Annotated in this window: 17 protein-coding genes; 4 read left to right on the forward strand and 13 right to left on the reverse strand. The window is 37.1% G+C overall.

Annotated features, from left to right (window positions below; all coding sequences use genetic code 11):
- Positions 1 to 239: 239 nt before the first annotated feature.
- The 4 genes from MSG93_RS14840 to MSG93_RS14855 form a co-directional block, all read right to left on the reverse strand.
- The gene (locus tag MSG93_RS14840) at positions 240 to 641 is read right to left on the reverse strand and encodes a hypothetical protein (protein ID WP_324622365.1); all 402 of its coding nucleotides are present in this window, start codon (positions 639 to 641) and stop codon (positions 240 to 242) included.
- A 362-nt stretch (positions 642 to 1,003) separates the two neighbouring features.
- On the reverse strand, positions 1,004 to 1,345 hold the full coding sequence (locus MSG93_RS14845) for an FKBP-type peptidyl-prolyl cis-trans isomerase (RefSeq protein ID WP_005288344.1): 342 nt from the start codon (positions 1,343 to 1,345) through the stop codon (positions 1,004 to 1,006).
- Between the two features lie 30 nt (positions 1,346 to 1,375).
- On the reverse strand, positions 1,376 to 1,906 hold the full coding sequence (locus MSG93_RS14850; protein ID WP_324622366.1) for a YaeQ family protein: 531 nt from the start codon (positions 1,904 to 1,906) through the stop codon (positions 1,376 to 1,378).
- Between the two features lie 81 nt (positions 1,907 to 1,987).
- A complete protein-coding gene (locus MSG93_RS14855; protein WP_324622367.1) occupies positions 1,988 to 3,001 on the reverse strand; it encodes a GTP-binding protein in 1,014 nt (337 codons plus the stop codon).
- A gap of 477 nt (positions 3,002 to 3,478) precedes the next feature.
- Here MSG93_RS14855 and MSG93_RS14860 point away from each other — a divergent pair, with 477 nt between their 5' ends.
- Positions 3,479 to 3,670: a hypothetical protein gene (locus MSG93_RS14860; protein ID WP_009511294.1), complete on the forward strand. Its 192-nt coding sequence runs from the start codon at positions 3,479 to 3,481 to the stop codon at positions 3,668 to 3,670.
- 138 nt (positions 3,671 to 3,808) lie between these two features.
- On the opposite strand, the gene MSG93_RS14865 is transcribed toward MSG93_RS14860, so the two are convergent.
- The 3 genes from MSG93_RS14865 to MSG93_RS14875 form a co-directional block, all read right to left on the reverse strand.
- A complete protein-coding gene (locus MSG93_RS14865; protein ID WP_005231850.1) occupies positions 3,809 to 4,330 on the reverse strand; it encodes an acyl-CoA thioesterase in 522 nt (173 codons plus the stop codon).
- Positions 4,331 to 4,536: 206 nt separating this feature from the next.
- On the reverse strand, positions 4,537 to 5,160 hold the full coding sequence (locus MSG93_RS14870; RefSeq protein WP_005231852.1) for a MarC family protein: 624 nt from the start codon (positions 5,158 to 5,160) through the stop codon (positions 4,537 to 4,539).
- 65 nt (positions 5,161 to 5,225) lie between these two features.
- Complete coding sequence (locus MSG93_RS14875) at positions 5,226 to 5,642, reverse strand: J517_1871 family lipoprotein (protein ID WP_324622368.1); 417 nt, start codon at positions 5,640 to 5,642, stop codon at positions 5,226 to 5,228.
- Positions 5,643 to 5,959: 317 nt separating this feature from the next.
- Here MSG93_RS14875 and MSG93_RS14880 point away from each other — a divergent pair, with 317 nt between their 5' ends.
- Positions 5,960 to 6,295, forward strand: coding sequence for a hypothetical protein (locus MSG93_RS14880; RefSeq protein WP_005288357.1), 336 nt, complete (start codon positions 5,960 to 5,962; stop codon positions 6,293 to 6,295).
- A 183-nt stretch (positions 6,296 to 6,478) separates the two neighbouring features.
- On the opposite strand, the gene MSG93_RS14885 is transcribed toward MSG93_RS14880, so the two are convergent.
- Positions 6,479 to 7,366, reverse strand: coding sequence for an ArgP/LysG family DNA-binding transcriptional regulator (locus MSG93_RS14885; RefSeq protein ID WP_005231855.1), 888 nt, complete (start codon positions 7,364 to 7,366; stop codon positions 6,479 to 6,481).
- Positions 7,367 to 7,610: 244 nt separating this feature from the next.
- Positions 7,611 to 8,774: an MFS transporter gene (locus MSG93_RS14890; protein WP_324622369.1), complete on the reverse strand. Its 1,164-nt coding sequence runs from the start codon at positions 8,772 to 8,774 to the stop codon at positions 7,611 to 7,613.
- A 388-nt stretch (positions 8,775 to 9,162) separates the two neighbouring features.
- Between MSG93_RS14890 and MSG93_RS14895 the strand changes: the two genes are divergently transcribed.
- On the forward strand, positions 9,163 to 9,759 hold the full coding sequence (locus MSG93_RS14895) for a LysE/ArgO family amino acid transporter (RefSeq protein WP_005288361.1): 597 nt from the start codon (positions 9,163 to 9,165) through the stop codon (positions 9,757 to 9,759).
- A 763-nt stretch (positions 9,760 to 10,522) separates the two neighbouring features.
- Here the strand turns inward: MSG93_RS14895 and MSG93_RS14900 are convergent.
- A complete protein-coding gene (locus tag MSG93_RS14900) occupies positions 10,523 to 11,110 on the reverse strand; it encodes a hypothetical protein (protein ID WP_324622370.1) in 588 nt (195 codons plus the stop codon).
- 196 nt (positions 11,111 to 11,306) lie between these two features.
- Here MSG93_RS14900 and MSG93_RS14905 point away from each other — a divergent pair, with 196 nt between their 5' ends.
- Entirely contained in the window at positions 11,307 to 11,903 is a 597-nt protein-coding gene (locus tag MSG93_RS14905) for a DUF4291 domain-containing protein (RefSeq protein ID WP_324622371.1), read from the forward strand.
- A 1-nt stretch (position 11,904) separates the two neighbouring features.
- On the opposite strand, the gene MSG93_RS14910 is transcribed toward MSG93_RS14905, so the two are convergent.
- Genes MSG93_RS14910 through MSG93_RS14920 form a run of 3 tightly spaced genes read right to left on the reverse strand, consistent with a single transcriptional unit; the run spans position 11,905 to position 18,236 of the window.
- Complete coding sequence (locus MSG93_RS14910; protein WP_324622372.1) at positions 11,905 to 12,402, reverse strand: hypothetical protein; 498 nt, start codon at positions 12,400 to 12,402, stop codon at positions 11,905 to 11,907.
- A 3-nt stretch (positions 12,403 to 12,405) separates the two neighbouring features.
- Entirely contained in the window at positions 12,406 to 13,431 is a 1,026-nt protein-coding gene (locus tag MSG93_RS14915) for an RHS repeat-associated core domain-containing protein (RefSeq protein ID WP_324622373.1), read from the reverse strand.
- Entirely contained in the window at positions 13,428 to 18,236 is a 4,809-nt protein-coding gene (locus tag MSG93_RS14920; protein ID WP_324622374.1) for an RHS repeat protein, read from the reverse strand. Before MSG93_RS14920 ends, MSG93_RS14915 begins: the two co-directional genes overlap by 4 nt.
- Positions 18,237 to 18,315: the final 79 nt, after the last annotated feature.

Below are 18,315 nucleotides of genomic sequence, written 5' to 3' on the forward strand. Positions count from 1 at the left end.
TAGAAATGTGCTGATCGCAAAGCATGCCTGAAGCCTCTTACACTTTATTGAAACATCAGAGAATTTAAATGATCAGCTGGGAATATGGATTGTATTTATAATTTTAAAAACTGAAAATAAACTTAAAAGTATTTTTTATGAAATAAATCACAGGATAACTGGAGTTTTATTAACAAAAATCTAAAAACTCCTAAGATGACACGCAACATTAGGAGTTTTCGAGTCGTGATTGGCTGGCTTTAATACTGGATGGACTGAAAATTCGGATCATCTGCGAGCTGCTGTAAATAGTGCCGTTCTTTTTGATAAAAATATTTATTTAAACGGTTCACCCATTCCCCACGGCGAAAGGTCAATATTTTTTTATGCACACCATCATATTCCAGTAATATCACATTACTGTCATCTCCGCCTGTCGCCAAACGGGTCAATTTATAATCATGCGGCGCATATTGATGCGATGGCTGCAATGACCTCAAAATTTCGACTTTATATTCACCATCCAGCCAGTAATGTTTATCCATTAAAGCTTTTTCATTGACCCAGAAACCGGTTTCCGCACCATCATGGGTATCAATCAGAAAAAAATGATCCAGCTCCCTTAACAACTCTGATGCAGTGATATCCAAATAATCATTCATACCCACCTCTACTCACTCAAATTCTTATCGTTGCTTATGCTATTTTTTATCATGGCTGAATTACGATTGCTCTCGCCCCCGCAACCTGTAATCACCTAAAGCACAAATGATCATGACCTGTAGTGAATAATGGGGTTTTGCAACAGCATCATCAAAAATTGCGCTTTTCATTCAAACATATACAGGAGCGTATATAGAATCAATATTTTTCTCTTGGGTTGCTCTATAATTCAGATAAAAGAAATTTATTTAAAAATCATGATGTTATTTAATGATTGTATTTATAATAGTATATATTTGATTTTAAAGTGATTTAGCTAAAAATCAGACTAAATCACCTTCATTACTACGCTACAAAAATGTTATTCGTCGCGGGTTTTTACATCAAAAAGCTCGATCTCAAAGGTCAGATTGGCATTGGCCGGAATAATTTTTCCAATCTTACGCGCGCCATAAGCCAAGTGTGCTGGCACAATCAGTTTACGCTTGCCACCCACGCGCATGCCGATAATGCCCTGATCCCAACCCTTGATCACACGGCCTGTGCCAATCACGGTTTCAAAATAGTTGCCGCGATCCAGTGAAGAATCAAACTGGGTGCCATCTTCTAGCCATCCGGTATAGTGCGTGGTAATTAAGGCACCTTTCACCGCTTCTTTACCTTCACCGACTTTTAAATCAATAATTTCTAATTCTGCGCTCATTTCTATCTCTCCAAATTACTCAAACCAAGATTATTGCAATTGTTGCCATTGAATGTCGACCTGACCTTTGTCGCTGAGCAAGGTCCATTCGCCATCCATGATATTCAGCTGTAATTGCATGGTCCGTTCGCATAAGCCTTCAAGCGCTTGTGTGGTTTGAGGGGTCAATTGCCACACTTGTACATTGTTTAAGGTTTTAATCTTGCTATTCTTCTGCCACCAGTCGTCTGCTTGCGAGCCATACGTCACGACAGCCACCTGCTTACAACGGGCACTGGCCTTTTTGACTTTATCTTCCGATGGGCAACCCACTTCAATCCACTTTTCCAACAGTCCTGTAAGGTCTTTTTGCCATAAAGCAGGTTCATCTGTTTCAAACAGGTCTTTGGTAAATTCCAGACGCTCATCGGCAAAACGCGCATAAGCAAGAATGCGAACCATTAAACGCTCAATGGTTTCAGATGGATGCAATGCCAGTGTCAGTTGATAATCTGCATAGATATGCTCATCCATATTGGCAATATTCAGGTCTGCCTTATATATTGTTGCTTTTAACGCCATAAACGATACTCTTAAAATACGGTACTCTCAAATTTGGCGCTAAGCATACTCTATTTTGCGGGCAAGAATGCGCTGAATTATTCAGGTGCTCGATGAATCTTCAGGATTGCAACAAGCCAGTAACTGGGTCTCAAATGCCAGCCAATCCTGCTCAGACTGCGTAATCACCTCAATCCGGTTATCAATGCCTTCTTCGGCAGATTTATAGTTAAATTGCTGCGGATTGAAATTAAAACTTTTCCAGCCCTGATCGGTATGAAAAATTCCCTTGATCCGTACCCAGTCTTGCTGTGTACACAACAGATCCAGCAGCTCATAAAAATTGAACTGCCAACGTTTGGGAAGTTTCCAGCCTGCAACCGTATACCCCTGAGCCGTCTCAATATAGTGATAAGGCAGCTGTTTAATTTCAGCGACTGGTGCATGGGTCGGTTGTGCTTGTTGTAGCTTTAATAAAGGCTGGATTTTACGTTGCAGTGCCTGCTGCTGAATATCCAGTCGGTGAATATCCACTTGCCCATTTTCAGCTTCTATCCAATATTGAACATAGGTTTCATAGTCTTGTTTTAATGCAATATAAGCCTGACGGTCCTCTGCAGTCATACAGTCAATATGGGATAGCACCACAATTTGTGCCGCTTTGAGTTGATCTGTATATAAGTTTTGCTTGACCCACTGCCCATCATGTAAACGGCTACCATCCAACACGATCACTAAAGCCCGCATCGCCAAACTGCTTTGCCAGTGTGGCTCAGTCAATTGTTCCAGAAGTTGCGCAGGATGGCCTAAACCAGTCGGCTCGATAAATAAACGGTCAGGTTTACTTTCAGTTAATAGTCGTGCAAGTGCAATTTGCATCGGCAATTGGCTACTGCAACATAGACAGCCGCCCAATAGCTCTTTGACTGCATAACCTTGTTGTTGGCTAATCAATTGTTGATCGACACCAATTTGGCCAAACTCGTTCATCAAGATTGCCCAAGTCTCATTCTCAGGCTTTTGCGTCAATAAGTGCTGTAATAACGTAGTCTTACCCGCTCCTAGAAAACCGGAAATAATATGGGTGGGGACCGTTTTGGGCGCAAGAAATTTCACCAGACACTCGCATTAAAAATTTATTTCATTCTAAAGAGAAAAATTGATTAAATAAATTAAAGAATATCGATTGATATACTATGCCTTTAAACGCATTAATTAAAAATAAGGTGATATTCATCACAATCAACATCTAAAAAATATATTTAATCTAAAAAAACAAATGGTTTATTCAATTAACCAATATTCGTTAAACTTAAATCAATGTTTAAAATACGTAAAAAATTCGCTTATTTTTTGATCACAAAAACATATTTCCATACATTTTCATCCTTAATTTCTCCATGCTATTTTACACAGCGACTACATAAAGCGACGCAATATTTCATATTGTTAAGAAGGACGTAATAGATTTTTAAGGATGTTGCTGCAAAAACGTTTGGCCCATAGCATGGACCTCATGCCGAAATGAGAGATTCGGATTGACTGAATCCTCCATTGATGGCTGTTATTTTAAATGAAATAAGGATGCCAAACATGAAACTTATCAAAACTCTTCTTGCAACAACTCTTACTCTTGCTGCAGCGTCTTCATTTGCAGCAACAGCTGAAGAACAAGCTCAGACTCAGGACAGAGTAGTTGTTTCTACTCAAGAGCAACCTGGTACTCAAGCTGCGACTGACGCAACTGCTGAAGCACCTGCATCTACACCTGCACCAACAAACTAAGCAGATCTGAAGGTCTCCTCCAGACCTTTAGACCAACATTCGTAATGATCTAACGCTTATTTCATTACCAATGTAAAAAAAGATCGGACCATGCTGCGGTCCGATTTTTACTTTTTAAGCATATTAAAATTTAGACGCTTAGCATTGCGTCGATTTTTTAAACATACTGCATGAAGGTTGATGAACTTCTTGCAAACGTGTAGCCTTACGCTGCTCTGCTGCCTCGAAACGACAACGTTTCCATTCCGTATCCAGATTTAAGGCGGGTACCTGTTTAGGCTTACGCTGCTCATCCACTGCAACCATGGTGAAATAGCAGGTATTGGTATGGCGTATGGTTCTATTCTGGATATGTTGCGCTTCGACACGGATACCGATTTCCATTGAGGTGCGCCCAACATGATTGACGCTGGCCAGAAATGTCACCAGTTCGCCCACATAAATCGGTTCTTTAAAATTCACCCGGTCAACCGATAAAGTCACCACATAACTTCCTGAGTATCGACTTGCACATGCATATGCAACCTGATCGAGCAGCTTGAGAATCGTCCCCCCATGAACGTTGCCTGAAAAATTTGCCATGTCTGGGGTCATCAAAACGGTCATGGTCAGCTCTGACTGGTCATCAGGCGCCTGGTTCGCTTGATCTAATTGATACATGAGAACAGCTCATTAAGAATGTAACCTGATTATTATCGTTGATTCATGCGCATAAAAATATGCGCAAAACGCTAAAACATCATCAATTATTTTTATGATCTTTCTATTATTTAATTGGAAATAATGACATTAAAGCTGTTTTTACACGGGATAAAAGGCTCTATTCCGGATAAAAACAGCTCCAGTTCAAAGATTATTCAATGGTTCTAGCTTAAATTGGCCGAGCGTATCAGACCCACTACTCCATTGACGATCATATCAATTGCAATGGTACCAATCAGCAAGGCAGACAACCGACCAACAATATCAAAATACCGGTCAATATATTTGGCATGTTTATAACGAAGGTGATCATGACCAAACTTCATCAGAATGAGAATACTACAGGTCAGGATCAAGGTAAGCGCGATCACTGCAATTGCACCGCTAAACGGTACGCTCACTCCGGTCACGACCGCTGCACTAATCGTACCCGGACCGATCATAAAAGGCATCGCAATGGTACCCGCCAGATGCTCAGGCGCTCCCCGCATCTCACCAATGGTTTCCGCACCCTGAAACACATAACGGTAGCCAATCACCAAAAAGATGAAGCCACCAAAAATCTGGAAGGATTCAAAGCGGACATTCAAATAACGGCTAAAAATGTTTTCACCACCCCATGCAAACAGGATAAACACCCCAAAAGCAATTAAACTGCCTTGAATCAATGCTTTACTAAATACCTTGGCCTCGGTATTACGGATCATCCCCACCATATAGACACTCATCAGGAAGGGGTTTAAGAGAGAGAAAAACAATGCAAATGCATGAATATAAGGAGAAAACATAGCACTCTCGTGATCAGCGGAAAAATTTAAAAATGAACAACATAAGAAAAAATCAAATCATCAACTCATGCACCGGTTAAAAGCTGCTTGCAACGGGGTGTGACATTGTTGAGTGAATCATCTTTATTCAGATCCAGCGTCGCACCAATACCCAACAAACTCACATGAATTTTTGCATGACTAGGGTTCAATGCTTTCACATTAAATTTTATACCTTGATCACTGTACAGCACATTGTCGACCAATTTTACCTTGTAAGACATCGCTTCCTTACGATCATCCATACACAACATACCGCTTCCCTGACGATTTAGTTTTAAAACGGCCATCGATGCCCCTGCCTCGCCAGACCAGCTCCCTGAAAATGGAATCTGGGTCGGACTTAACTGACTGAATTGAGCAGGTGTCATGGTTGTTATCGAAGTACAGCCCACCAAAACAAAAGCAAGACTTCCGGCCAATAAAATATTCTTCGCAACCATAGCTAACCCAATAAAAATCAAATAATTCCATACATTTTCCCACATTTAAGCTTTTTTTAATTTGTACTGCATGTATATAGCTAGTATCGGAAATGTTAAAAAATTTAGCACACCTCACCTTGCGAATGAGATTGTTCAATCAATATTCACAGTTAATACATCTTTATTTTTAATATCAGGATTTAAATGATTAGACCCATAAATCCCTATTTATACTTCTAAACTAAATAGTTTGTAATAATTATTTTAAATATAAAATTATGACTTGATTTTCATTGCAATGATCTGTAGATTTTCTTTTTGAGTGAGTAATTCAAATGACTTTCCAAACGATCTTTGAAACCTTTCAAGCGCTTCCGAATGGAACAGATACCTACAAACAAATCAAATCTCAATGTGAACAGGCCATTATTCAGGCCGAACATCCTCTAGAACATTGTGCCTTATTACTCATCTATGGTTTTACAAAAAATTATGTCTTGCTCTATGAAGATCAACCGGTCAGCCCTGATTTTTCAAGTAAAGTGAAAGCCCAACTCACGCATTATATGCAGGAAATCAGTAACGCTTTGGCGACTGAAGATGCAGCCTCTATCCTGGCTGCCTTAAATGATGTGTCTAAACAATATATAGATAGCTCTAGAATTTTCTAATCCTTGCAAGCTATTTTAATCCCCCCTAGACCTCATATATCTCGAAACACCGCTTCTAAATATCGGCCGATTATATTTAGAAGCTACTCCGTATAAATATGACCTGAGAATTAAATATATTACTCATGTCATAATATGTATATAAATATGCGTTCTTTATTTTAAATAAACTTCTTAGTTTATTTATATCAGGATTGCTTTTGCCTGACTGACAATATGCTGGGTTAAAAGCTGTAAGGGTTTGGATTGTTGATTCCAGTGATGCCAGTACAAGGGTACTTCCATTTTTGCTTCGGGCAACAGCTCAACCAAAGCATCCTCATTCTTCTCAGTCACCAACTGCAACTCCGGCACCATGCCATAACCCAGTCCCAGCTTGATGGCGGTTACAAAAGATTCGGAAGATGGAATTAAATGACAGGGATAGCTGCCTTTCATCAGGCCAAAATGCTTTTCAAGTATATCGAAATGTAACCGGTCCTTATGATTAAAAATAATCGCAGGCGTATGGCGCAGATTTTCCCGGTCGATACCATGAGCAAACCACTTTTTTCTGAATGACGCAGTCGCCACCATTCGGTAACGCATCACCCCCAGATATTCTGCATGACAGCCCCGCATTGGCTGGTCTTCAATTGAAATACAGGCACTGACGGTGCCCTTTTCCAGTAAGGAATAGGTATGTGACTGGTCATCTGTTCTTAGCTCAATCACGATTTTCTGTTTGAGCAATACCTCTTGTAATGCAGGCAGAAGCCAGGTTGCTAAAGAATCTTCATTAGAACCGATCACCGTTTTGAAAAAGTTGGCATCTCCTCCTCCCGTCAAACCATGCAACAGGTTTTGCTCCAGTCGTTTTATATGTTGCAAATACTCGAACAGCTGCTGGCCTGCCTGAGTCAGTACACAAGGACGACCACGGATCAATAACAATTTCCCCAGCTCTTTTTCCAGCGCCTGTACCCTCAGCGTTACCGCTGAAGAAGTAATACAAAGCTTTGCTCCAGCCTGTTCAAAGCTTCCATCTTCTGCAACAGCAAAGAAGGCTTCACATTGTTTATTGTCTAGCATCACAAACCTTAAAAAAAATTTAGGTAATCCAAAACAATCTTAATTTTACTGAATTTTTAAATTTTAAAAAGGCAACGGTAAATATAAACGTTCAATCTGAAAAATTTCCCATGCTTTGAGGCAATCGATCTAAAGACTTTAAGATGCCATTCTGATTTAGCTTGCCCTCCCTGATTTTTGCAGGGCCATTGTTAATTTCCTGATCCCTGACCATCACCCAGTACTTTGTCTGGATTGATGCAGATCAAAGCAGTCTTTTTCTCAAATAAATAATACTGAGTAACGCAAATGCCAAGCCGATAAAAGACGGCGCATAACCAAAGGGGGTTGCTAACAACCCAACCATCACTGCACCTGCGACGGCGCCCCCATAATTAAAAATATTCACACGAGCAATAATTTCATCTCGTCGGGTTTCATCCAAACGGCCTACAGCAGAATATGTAAGTGGAACCAAGGCGCCCACCGCTACACCAGCCAGTGCGAAACCTAAAATCACTGTAACGAGTGAATGGCTTATCCCGGATAACACACAGCCAAATGCCCCAATCAGAAGCGTGACCAAAGCAACCCATGTCGCAGTTTTAAATTGCAGCAAGTAATCCAGTCCTAAGCGTGTTAGTAAAATGCCAATCTGATAAGCGGCATAACCTAAAGGAGCAACAGTGGCCGAGCTGGCTAAAACATCTTTGAGATAGATTGAACTCCATGTACTGATGGCAGAATCGACCGTAAATATAATCAGAATAATCATCCCAAAAATGAGAAGTTGCGGATATGGAATCACTGCTTTCTGTGGTGAAGATAATCCTGAAGATTGTTTTTGCTGAAATAACCAGTGTCTCGAGAGTTGCGAAGTAATCAATGCAATCACTGCTGCAATACATAATGCTGCCGTTGCGCCAAGTGAAGTTGATACAGTGGCTGACATTATTAATGCACCCAAAAATGCCGCCGCTGTATAACAAGCAAAGAAACCACCAAATACACTCTTACCAAGCCGTTGTTCCATCATAACAGCCTGCATATTCAGTGCTGCATCTAAACAGCCTAGTCCAAGTCCATAAAGCAAAAAGCTGGCAATCATCAGCATCACATTTGGACTACATGCAGCAACTGCGACCCCAACAGCTTCAAGCAGAAAACCCGTTACAACAGCAAATCGCGATCCGAACTTGACTGCGGTACGGTCAGCGAGAACCGAACCGAGCGCCGCTGCTATGCATACCCCCAGAATAATCAACGACAACTGATCATCAGACAGCCTGAAGCGGCCTTTTATGCTGGGAAGTGCCGTCATTACGGTTGCGTAGCCAAGACCTTGTGTGGCAAAACCAAGCGCAATTACTTTCCGTATTTTACTGGAAATTCCATCGTTTACACTTTGGATAGGAAGATTGAGATCCATGCCTGACTCACTGACTTATTTTTAAAATATTTGTTTAGAGATGCACTCGAACACGTCCTGTGTCGATTGTTTTTAATTTTTATTTAAAACAACGCGCAAGATAAGGGCAATAATGGGAAAACAAAGGGGGGAAATTCGGACAACAAGATTTGAAATCGACTGGGTTGCATCAACCTACCTTAAAAAAATTTAGGCAACCCAAAACAATCTTAATTTTACTGACTTTTAAAATTTAAAAAAGATAATAGCAACCATAAATTTTCATTGTGGAACATCTCCCTTCTTTCAGCGTCTAAGTCATTGCGATGTTTGATCTTAAATCGGCATCCAAAGCTCAGATCAGGAAAGAACAATCCTATTCCACCCTAATTCTTGAGGAGCTCAATCTATGACCGCATTTTTCTATGGGCTTGGTATCGGCTTTTCTCTCATTTTAGCCATTGGCGCACAAAATGCCTTTGTACTGAAACAAGGTTTAAAACAGCAGCATGTCTTTTGGGTCTGTTTAATCTGCGCACTTTCCGATTCTATTCTGATCTATCTTGGGGTGACCGGTTTCTCGAAAATTGTGGTGGATTTCCCCCTGATTGTCACGCTTGCGAAATACTTTGGTGCAGCCTTTTTGTTTTTGTATGGCCTGCGAAATTTTTATTCTGCTATCCAGAATAATAGTGGGCTGAATCCAAGTGAAATTGAAAAGGATTCACTGCTTAAAATTATCGGCATGTGTCTGGCCTTTACCTGGCTCAATCCGCATGTCTATCTGGATACCGTGATTCTGGTTGGCTCTATTTCTGTACAATTTGCAGATCAGATCTATCTCTTTGCGGCAGGCACCATTCTGGCGTCGTGGATCTTCTTCTTTGCGCTGGGCTATGGGGCAAGAGCGTTATTACCTTTATTTAAAAAGGCCAGCTCATGGAGAGTATTAGATGTTCTGGTCGGCCTCATGATGTGGGCAATTGCCACCAAGTTATTGATCTAAAACATCAGGCAATAAAAAAGCCCTTGTGTTCACAAGGGCTTTTTCGTATTTGGCGGAAGCGGTTCCAGTCAAATTAAAATCCTAATGATTTGATTTTAAACAATATATATTCATATTTAATTTTTTACTACTATTTTTACTTCATTTAGATTTTTCTAATTATTACTCTACAGAAATTCTTTGCCATCCATTTTTAGGTGTTTGATTTTAAATTTACCAAACCGAACTAAAGTCTTATTAGAACTTAGCTCTTTAGAATGACCACTATCATCTAGAGGCCATAATTTTCCTCCTTAACATGTCCCTAACTGCCAATGGGTGTTTTACCGATATTGGAAGTCCTTTCAGGTAAAACTGTTGCAAGGCTTTGACTGCTGACTCAGAGGCATCGACACTAGATGGGATGCCTGTTTTTCTTCTTAGTTGTTTGATCTGGGTCCATAATTTTTAATAGCTATCTAACTATAAAAAAGAAGCTATTTTTCTGAAATACAGCTTTCTAAACTAGGCAATAAAACTTTCAACAACTTACAATAAGATTGTATGTTTGCATATATTCTTATTTTAGAATTCTCATAAGTTGCATTTTTAAAGTCAACACTATACCTTTTAATTAAAAATTCTGACAAGATAGATGATATTTCTGGTGGATAAAAAACACTCCCCTCATCATTATCCTCTACAAAAAAACTCAATCCAAAATAAAAAATACCATAGCTCTTCAAAAGTTCATTAACATCTAATATATCATAAGGATCCAATACTATTTTAAAAGTATAATTCTTATTCTTTTTAAAGAAAAAACATTCTTGCGATTATAAGCAACGTCAAACCCTATAAGTTCATCAAGAAAAGCATTTATTACAAAATCCCTCAACCCTGAAACATTGAAAATTTTATTTTCATAAGCTAGAACAATAGCCTTATTACCCTTCCCCTTTATATCTTTCATCTCAAAATCGCTAGACATCAGATTAAAATCAAATTTATCTAAAAAACAACGATATTCATCATTTATATTTAATAACCATTTTTCAAAATTACTAACAAACTCAGTTTCACTCTTATTCTTTAGCTCAGTTAGTTCATTTTCACTTAAACCCAAATTACTTAAAGCGCCTTTAGTTGGTTTTTTAGACATTTCTTCTGAATACCAAAAATAATAGCTTTCATTTGATATAAATTTATAAAATTTCTCTGGCTGGATTTTTAACAACAAGAAGAGATCTAAATATGTAAAATTAAATTCATTCTCAATATCAATTGAGTCAATAAAAGTTGAAAGATCACTTTGTATTCTTTGAATATAAACAGAAAAGTTTTTTTGAATTTCAGATTTTAAACAATTCATAGTAAATCTCTTAATGAGCTGGAACTGGAAATGGGATTCCTTTAGTTGGAATTTTTCCTTTTCCTGCATAATTCAACAATCCAATAGCCCCAAGAGTAATTGCTGCTGCTGAGGTCCCCTTACATAATTTTTTGTTTTAAAATTTAATTAAATAAATTATCATAACTAACAATAAGTTAACAGGTATTCATTTGTAATGGATAAGTACGATGAAAAAACTATTAGAGCTGTCCAGACTGAATCTACTATTCGCATTTATCAAGCTTACTCTCATGAATTAGCAAATCATGTAATTAAAACTGCTAGCTTTAGAAATAATCCATTCTTTAAGATGACAAGAATGACTTGGATTAAACCATCCTTTTTGTGGATGATGTATCGATCAGGTTGGGGAATGAAAGAAGGAAAACAACAACGTATTCTTGCCATAGATATAACTAAAGAAGGATTTGATTGGGCTCTTAATCATAGTTGTTCCAGTCATAAACCTTTAAATTTATCAAATGAGGAGTGGCAAAAATTAAAACAGGAAACTCCGGTTAGAGTACAATGGGATCCTGAGCGAGATATTCATTTAAATCCATTGAAATATAGAACTATACAAATTGGGCTAAGTGGTGTAGCTGTTGAAAACTATGTCAATAGTTGGATAACTGATATTACCGATATAACTCAGTACACGCAAGAAATTAAAAATCTTATCTCAAGCAACAAAATTGAGGAAGCAAAAATTTTACTTCCTCATGAAGAAATATATCTTCCTAACATTTACATAGATATTAACAATTTATAATTCAAAACCTATTAATACTAAACTGCTCTTTTGCAAATTCAGACAACAATTCATCTTCTCCTAGTTCAAATTTTCTCAAATACTCAACTGCTTTTACACACTTCATGTTATTACCTAAACCAAAAAATGATTTTCTTGCAAGTGCTCTACAATCATCATCTTTTAGGTAATTTGGAATAAAAAAAATAGCACTGTAAAAAAAATCAACTAATTTGCAATTAATTATCTTGCTTACTGTAAAAACGATATCTTCATGAGCATCATGCCAATTATGAAAAAAAATATTTAATAAAATAAAATCTTCCTCCTTTAGTTCATAATCATCAAAAATCATAAATGCTATATGTATTGCATCACTATTTTTATGAAATTCAGCCATATTTATTAACTCTTTTGCAAAACTATATAAGTCTATATGGTCAAATCCCAATTCTTTCTGTAAAAGAGAGGTGTTAATATTTCCTAAATAACACGCCTCAATTAGTTTGTAATTAACCACTCTCTATCTCCTAGAAACCTCACGGAAACGAATTATATTTTCATTAAATAACTGTAATCCAGGTCCACGGCCTAAACCGATACTTATAATTCCTTTTTCAGACTTAATATTCAATGCATTATCCATCCACCATCCACCTTTAGCGGGAGGTAGACTAGCATATTGAGGTATAGCTAATACTTTTTTAGAAGAATCCCGTGCCGCAATATTTAAATAATTATCATAAAACTTTGAATTTATTAAAAACTCAACTGTTATTCCTCTATAATTTTCTGCATAGGCTAAAGTTGGAGAAATCATTTTTTCAGTGCTGCTTGCTGGCAGTCTGCCATGCTGACTTAAAAAAAGAAATTCATTTTCGGACATTGTTCTGTAAACAAGAGTTGGGCTTGATAAAAAGGATGATGCACTAAACCCACTTTTAGCAAATAATGTTCCATATAAAGAAGAAAATTTCAAAAATGAAGGTGCAGGAGCTAAAGTTGATAAATCACTTAAAAAAGTTGAACCTAAGCGATCAGTAAGATATCCCCCAGATGCGGAATAAAAGTTTGTTCCATCATCAACCCAAACACCATTTCTAACAACGGCAGCTTCGCCATTAGCATCTGTAAAGTGATAAGTATCATTCCACCCATATTGGTAGCGATTGGTCTGCCCATGGCCTTTACTTAAGAAAGTTACAGGGTCGGGTTGATAGAATCGCCCCAACACTGGGTTATAGTGCCGTTGCTTTAAATAAACCAAATCCCCTGCATCTTGCACGCCACCTACAAATGCATTTGGATTCTTGAGATTGCTTGGTTTCTTTAACTGTAATTGTTGTCCAAATGGTGCATATTGATAGGATTGACTAACGATTCCTTGTTCATTAATAACTTTTAAAGTTGAACCATCAAAGTTCTGAACGTGGTATTGAATCCTATCTTTAGCAGAGCTAAAGGGGCTGAATAATATCGCCGCACACAAAACAATCAATTGTATAAGGTACAACCATGTCTTATCTAGAGAATTTTTATTATTCTTCATATTACTTCCCCTTCGCTATCTTCCAAAATCAAATCAAGTATTGGAGGCAACCATGCTGCAATGTCTTCATTTGGATCAGGCTCATTTGGCTTTATATTTGAATTCAATACACCCTTAACACCTAGCAACTTATATTCATACCCATCTTTGTGTCCATCACCATCAGTATCAGGATTATTTGGATCTGAACCAATAAAACGTTCTAAATAATCAGGTAATCCATCTCCATCACTATCCTTATAACTATCTAATAAATTAGTAACTCCTAACTCTGCAGCCTCAAAGTCATTAACAAAATCAAATCCTTTATTTGTGTCTGGATAACGTTCAAGAGTCGCAACTAATTTACCAGCGATGTACACATAAGCTTTGCTATAACTTGTTTGATGGTTAATGTCGTAGACCAAATTGCCATCAAGATCATATACATAATCTGTTATGCCATCAGCTCTTATTGCTCTAACTCTTAATCCATCAGAGTTATAAATATAGGTTTCACTTCCATTACTGGACATACGGCTATTAGCATCATAAGTTAGACTACGAATACCATCATTTATTACGTTACCCATTGCATCATAAGTAAAGTTATATTTTGAACCAGTGACACTGGTTAAACGGGATGTAGTGGCTGCATAGTTATAGGTATAAACTGCAGGACTAACAGAAGATCCTTTAGATGTGATATTTACTGAAATAATGTCATCATTATTGTAGCTATATTGATAGCGAGCTTGATCTAGATCAACAGAGCTCATTAAACCTGTACCATATCGACTAATTGTCGCGTTATATACAGCACCACAATTATCAGTAATTTTTTTAATACGATTTAAAGCATCATAGCCATAATTAATATTTAGAATACACTTATCTAAACTTTTTGCAGATACATTACTTGGCAACCCATTTTCACTATATGAATATCCCCAACTAATGTCAGGATTAGCCTGGACAGTCGTTAATTGATGCAGTGCATTATATCCAAGTGACTGTATGACATTAGGAATACTAGTAACTTCCCCAAAAGCATTTTGATTAGATAAATTTATCGACTTTCCATTTGGGTAAGCTATTGATGTTAATTGATTTAGTGCATTGTAACCATAAGTTACTATATAAGATTTATCTGTATTATTCCCCTTTACTGTTTGTGTAGATGTTTTTACACGTCCATAGCTATCGCGATCAAGTATTTGAGAAGTATTACTATTTGTTGTTGACTTTAATCGCCCTGCTCCTGAATAAATGTAATTAGTGGTTACGCCTCGCCAAGTACGAGAACCGATCAAGTCATTTAATGGTGCATAAGTAATATTTTCAGTCGAAGCATCAGGATGTGTAATCGTTATAATACGTCCCGTATCATCATACTTAAAGACTTTTTGACCAGTGATCCCATTGTCTTTTTCTGTCGCCAAACTTGTATTTGTATTATAGGTATAGCTTTGCTTAGAATTGCCCGAAACAGCAACTTTCGGCTTTAAGATCGCTAATTCAAATTCCGTTGTTGTTTGAAAAATAGAACCATCTAAACCTTTACGAGCTACAAAAGTTTTCAGGTCAGCGCTAAAATCTCCTACTGCTAGAAAGTTAGATTCAGTAGCACCAGTTTCATCTGTTGTCTTAGCAATCGCTCCCTTTCGATCCCCACAAGATTGGTAGCAATAAGAGACAACACTGCCATTATCGTTCACTATCAATGGACGATCAAAAATATCGTAGTTGCTTGATACTCCCGCATTCGTACTACTTAAGCTCGAGTTGGATTTAAAAGTCAAATTACCATAGGCATCATATCTACTTGTATTAACAATCGTTTTACCAGATGCTCGATCCTCACTTCTGATTAATAAGCCATCCCCATTATATTTTTCTGTTTTACTAAATGGACTAGTTCCACTAATGGACTTTGTAATTGTTAACCCATCATAATTAATCGTAGTTTCGGCTAACCCAACGATTGGCGTTTCAACTTTCAAGCGACCAGCATCATCATATTGATTTTTTGAAATAATGTTATCTGCATCCGTATGTTGAGTAATATTTCCGAAATCATCAACAACATTGACTTCTGCACCGCCACTAGCAAGTTTAATTCGAGTTGGTACTCCTTTTTGATATGCTGCAAATTGAGTAATCTGTTTACCATTCCCAACATCAACCTCAATTGGTAAACCAATGTGTTGATCGCCGAATACATAACTAGACATACAGCTAACAAAATTTGACCATTGAAAATTAGCAAGATTACCAAGACAAGTTGTAAACGACAGAGTTTCATACTTATATTTGATGATACGACCTGCTTGTGTATCACTACGAATTGAGCCTTGAGTATCATAATCAGTTGTTTGTAAATTAAAACTTCCAGTATTTCTTTGCTTCGGTAAGCCAATCAGCCAAGGCAGGCTTCCTGAGCTTACATTACTATTTGCGAAATCAGAGTTGAAATATGCGATGGAAGTATTCGGCATCTGAACAGGACTAGTACCATTCATACCAGTTGATGCAATTGTTTGAGCATTACCATATTGATCAAAATTACTATAAGTAGTTTTATATTCGCCAAAATGGTTAATAATTTTTTGAGCTAAACGTACTAATCTTACATCTTCATAATCTGTGTAATTATCTTCTGTAGTTTTTGTCTTTTGTCCAATAATTGACGAAGTTGTCCAAGAGTAAGTTTCCTCCCGATCACCAATTTTAAGTCTTTTAAGTAAGCCATGTAAGTAACTTTCAGCCCCACCCCCAGCAAAAGCATTCATCACATAGGTATAAGCTTTAGTGAGTCCCGTTAAAGTATCTTTAGTTGTAACGATTGTCGTCTGCTCGTGTGCCGAATCATCTCGACTATAACTATAATTTATTTGATATGGATTAACGTCTGAACTCAAATATGCAGAGCTTTTGACTTTGAATGACTTTTGTTCAACAAAGCCAGGTCTAGAATTATTGATAAGCTCATATACCCAATCAACTGATTTAATATTAACTAAGCCATTTTTTGAGGTCTTAGAATATCTAATCCCTTTTAGATCACTATAAAACCATAAAAACTCTTGCGCGGTAAAACCACCTATTTCAGTAGGACTCGCATTTCCAACAATCCGATACGGACCACCATAGTTATATGTAATTGCATCACCATTTATATAACCTGCTGTATCCAAATAGAAATTTGCAGCGTTTTGATCTTGAAAATTACCAATTGTATCATTGATTAAAATAGGATTATCAAGTTTATAATTAGCATCAGCTTTTGCCCCTACTGAATAGACATAAGATGCCCATTCCTTATAACTACCTTTAATTAACCTTTTTATTTTCTTAAGAAAAATATCACCTTTCACTGTATCGAATTGACTTTCATTAATATTTTCTGTGCTATCTAACTTTTTAACATAATCGAGCACCAATTCTGGTAAACTTTCATTTACTACTTTATTATCAAGAGTATGTTGCACTGACTTCAAAAACAATTTGTTTGACTTGTTAAAACCACTATAAAGCAACATACCTGATTGTTTATTAAAATAATTTAATAAATAACCTTCCTTATACTGATTCTCAATTTTCGAAGCATAAATTGTCACTTTACCTGGTATATATTGACTTGAGAAAAATGAAGTAAAGCCAGTTTGATTTTCTCTATTTACACTCGGGAAATAGTAAGTCACACCTGAGCTTGAACGTACGACAAAATCTTTCCCTGACTCTGCACAACTAATAAACCAATTGTCTTGAGAGATATATTTTGCCGAGCTAGGATAACCTTGTGCTTTACCATTGGTTGGATAAAAAACTATATTCTTCTGGCCAGGTAAATACAAACTGATAACCCTCTTTCTAGAGTCAACATCGCTTGATGTTGTTAAAGAGGTGGAACTGCTCATGGAGGTTGAGAAGCCTGGTTGCTTCATTCTTTTAATATTAACAAAATAAAGATAGCCAACCACTACTTGCTGCGCAAAAGGAGTTATTAGAGGTGATGTAGTTTCAACTTTTAAATTTGAATTGACTGATAAGTTATCTAAAACAGAACTAATATTACCTGTGTTAAGTAAAGTTCCATTCACTTTAATACCCTGGTTATTTCTTAAAAGCCCACTAATTGAATCTTCGAATTGTTTTCTTCTAGTTTCAGCCTCAGTATATGTATACGTTATTGAGGTTACATTATTTGCAAAGGCCTGAAAAATTTGTAATTGTAAGTTATTAAGTGCTGCCTGTGATTGCTGTTGGTTGTATTGAGCATTAGGATCTCCAACAGCAAAATATTGTAATAAATTAATGATCGAGTTTAATGTTTTATTTGCTAAAAATACATTTGACTGGTTTACATATGACTTCACTATTTTACTTTTAAATGGGGTATCAAGTAGTACTGCTGAAAAATAAGGTCGGCCTGTTGAATTAGATGTTGCATCGCCATTTGCTTCACAGATACCTGAACCATTCTGATCACCTTGCAACACAGTTGAAGGGCCTGTATTCATCACCAACCTTGGAGATTCTAGTTCCCAATTACCCATTGCACGGAAACCGTTATTTACTTTTCCGTATGAGCGCGATAGCGTAAAATTGAGACCACGATCACCTTTCAAGGTTACTTCTGGTATATCAAATACAAGGTTACCGCTCATGAGATCAACATAACCACCAGATGTTTTCTCATGCCCTGTATCACCAATACTTTGATCAGAAGGGAAAGAAGTCATTGCAACAGACCAATCAATCGCTCCAGCTATCGCTGAATTTCCAATGCAACACAGCATTGACAGATAAATTATTCTTCTCATGTTAACTCTTATAAATTAAATCTAACAAGATTTTTTCCAATCAAATAATGAGATAAGATATTTTCTTATAATAAATTAA

Origin of the sequence: Acinetobacter sp. IK40 (genome assembly GCF_035615075.1) — a bacterium.
Taxonomy (GTDB): Bacteria; Pseudomonadota; Gammaproteobacteria; order Pseudomonadales; family Moraxellaceae; genus Acinetobacter; species Acinetobacter courvalinii.

What these genes read in the sequence shown, in the direction of transcription:
- MSG93_RS14920 (WP_324622374.1), bottom strand. Translation starts at nt 18,236, where the DNA reads ATGAGAAGAATAATTTATCTGTCAATGCTGTGTTGCATTGGAAATTCA.
- MSG93_RS14840 (WP_324622365.1), bottom strand. Translation starts at nt 641, where the DNA reads ATGAATGATTATTTGGATATCACTGCATCAGAGTTGTTAAGGGAGCTG.
- MSG93_RS14880 (WP_005288357.1), top strand. Translation starts at nt 5,960, where the DNA reads ATGACTTTCCAAACGATCTTTGAAACCTTTCAAGCGCTTCCGAATGGA.
- MSG93_RS14845 (WP_005288344.1), bottom strand. Translation starts at nt 1,345, where the DNA reads ATGAGCGCAGAATTAGAAATTATTGATTTAAAAGTCGGTGAAGGTAAA.
- MSG93_RS14875 (WP_324622368.1), bottom strand. Translation starts at nt 5,642, where the DNA reads ATGGTTGCGAAGAATATTTTATTGGCCGGAAGTCTTGCTTTTGTTTTG.
- MSG93_RS14850 (WP_324622366.1), bottom strand. Translation starts at nt 1,906, where the DNA reads ATGGCGTTAAAAGCAACAATATATAAGGCAGACCTGAATATTGCCAAT.
- MSG93_RS14900 (WP_324622370.1), bottom strand. Translation starts at nt 11,110, where the DNA reads ATGAATTGTTTAAAATCTGAAATTCAAAAAAACTTTTCTGTTTATATT.
- MSG93_RS14915 (WP_324622373.1), bottom strand. Translation starts at nt 13,431, where the DNA reads ATGAAGAATAATAAAAATTCTCTAGATAAGACATGGTTGTACCTTATA.
- MSG93_RS14890 (WP_324622369.1), bottom strand. Translation starts at nt 8,774, where the DNA reads ATGGATCTCAATCTTCCTATCCAAAGTGTAAACGATGGAATTTCCAGT.
- MSG93_RS14870 (WP_005231852.1), bottom strand. Translation starts at nt 5,160, where the DNA reads ATGTTTTCTCCTTATATTCATGCATTTGCATTGTTTTTCTCTCTCTTA.
- MSG93_RS14905 (WP_324622371.1), top strand. Translation starts at nt 11,307, where the DNA reads ATGGATAAGTACGATGAAAAAACTATTAGAGCTGTCCAGACTGAATCT.
- MSG93_RS14865 (WP_005231850.1), bottom strand. Translation starts at nt 4,330, where the DNA reads ATGTATCAATTAGATCAAGCGAACCAGGCGCCTGATGACCAGTCAGAG.
- MSG93_RS14885 (WP_005231855.1), bottom strand. Translation starts at nt 7,366, where the DNA reads ATGCTAGACAATAAACAATGTGAAGCCTTCTTTGCTGTTGCAGAAGAT.
- MSG93_RS14895 (WP_005288361.1), top strand. Translation starts at nt 9,163, where the DNA reads ATGACCGCATTTTTCTATGGGCTTGGTATCGGCTTTTCTCTCATTTTA.
- MSG93_RS14860 (WP_009511294.1), top strand. Translation starts at nt 3,479, where the DNA reads ATGAAACTTATCAAAACTCTTCTTGCAACAACTCTTACTCTTGCTGCA.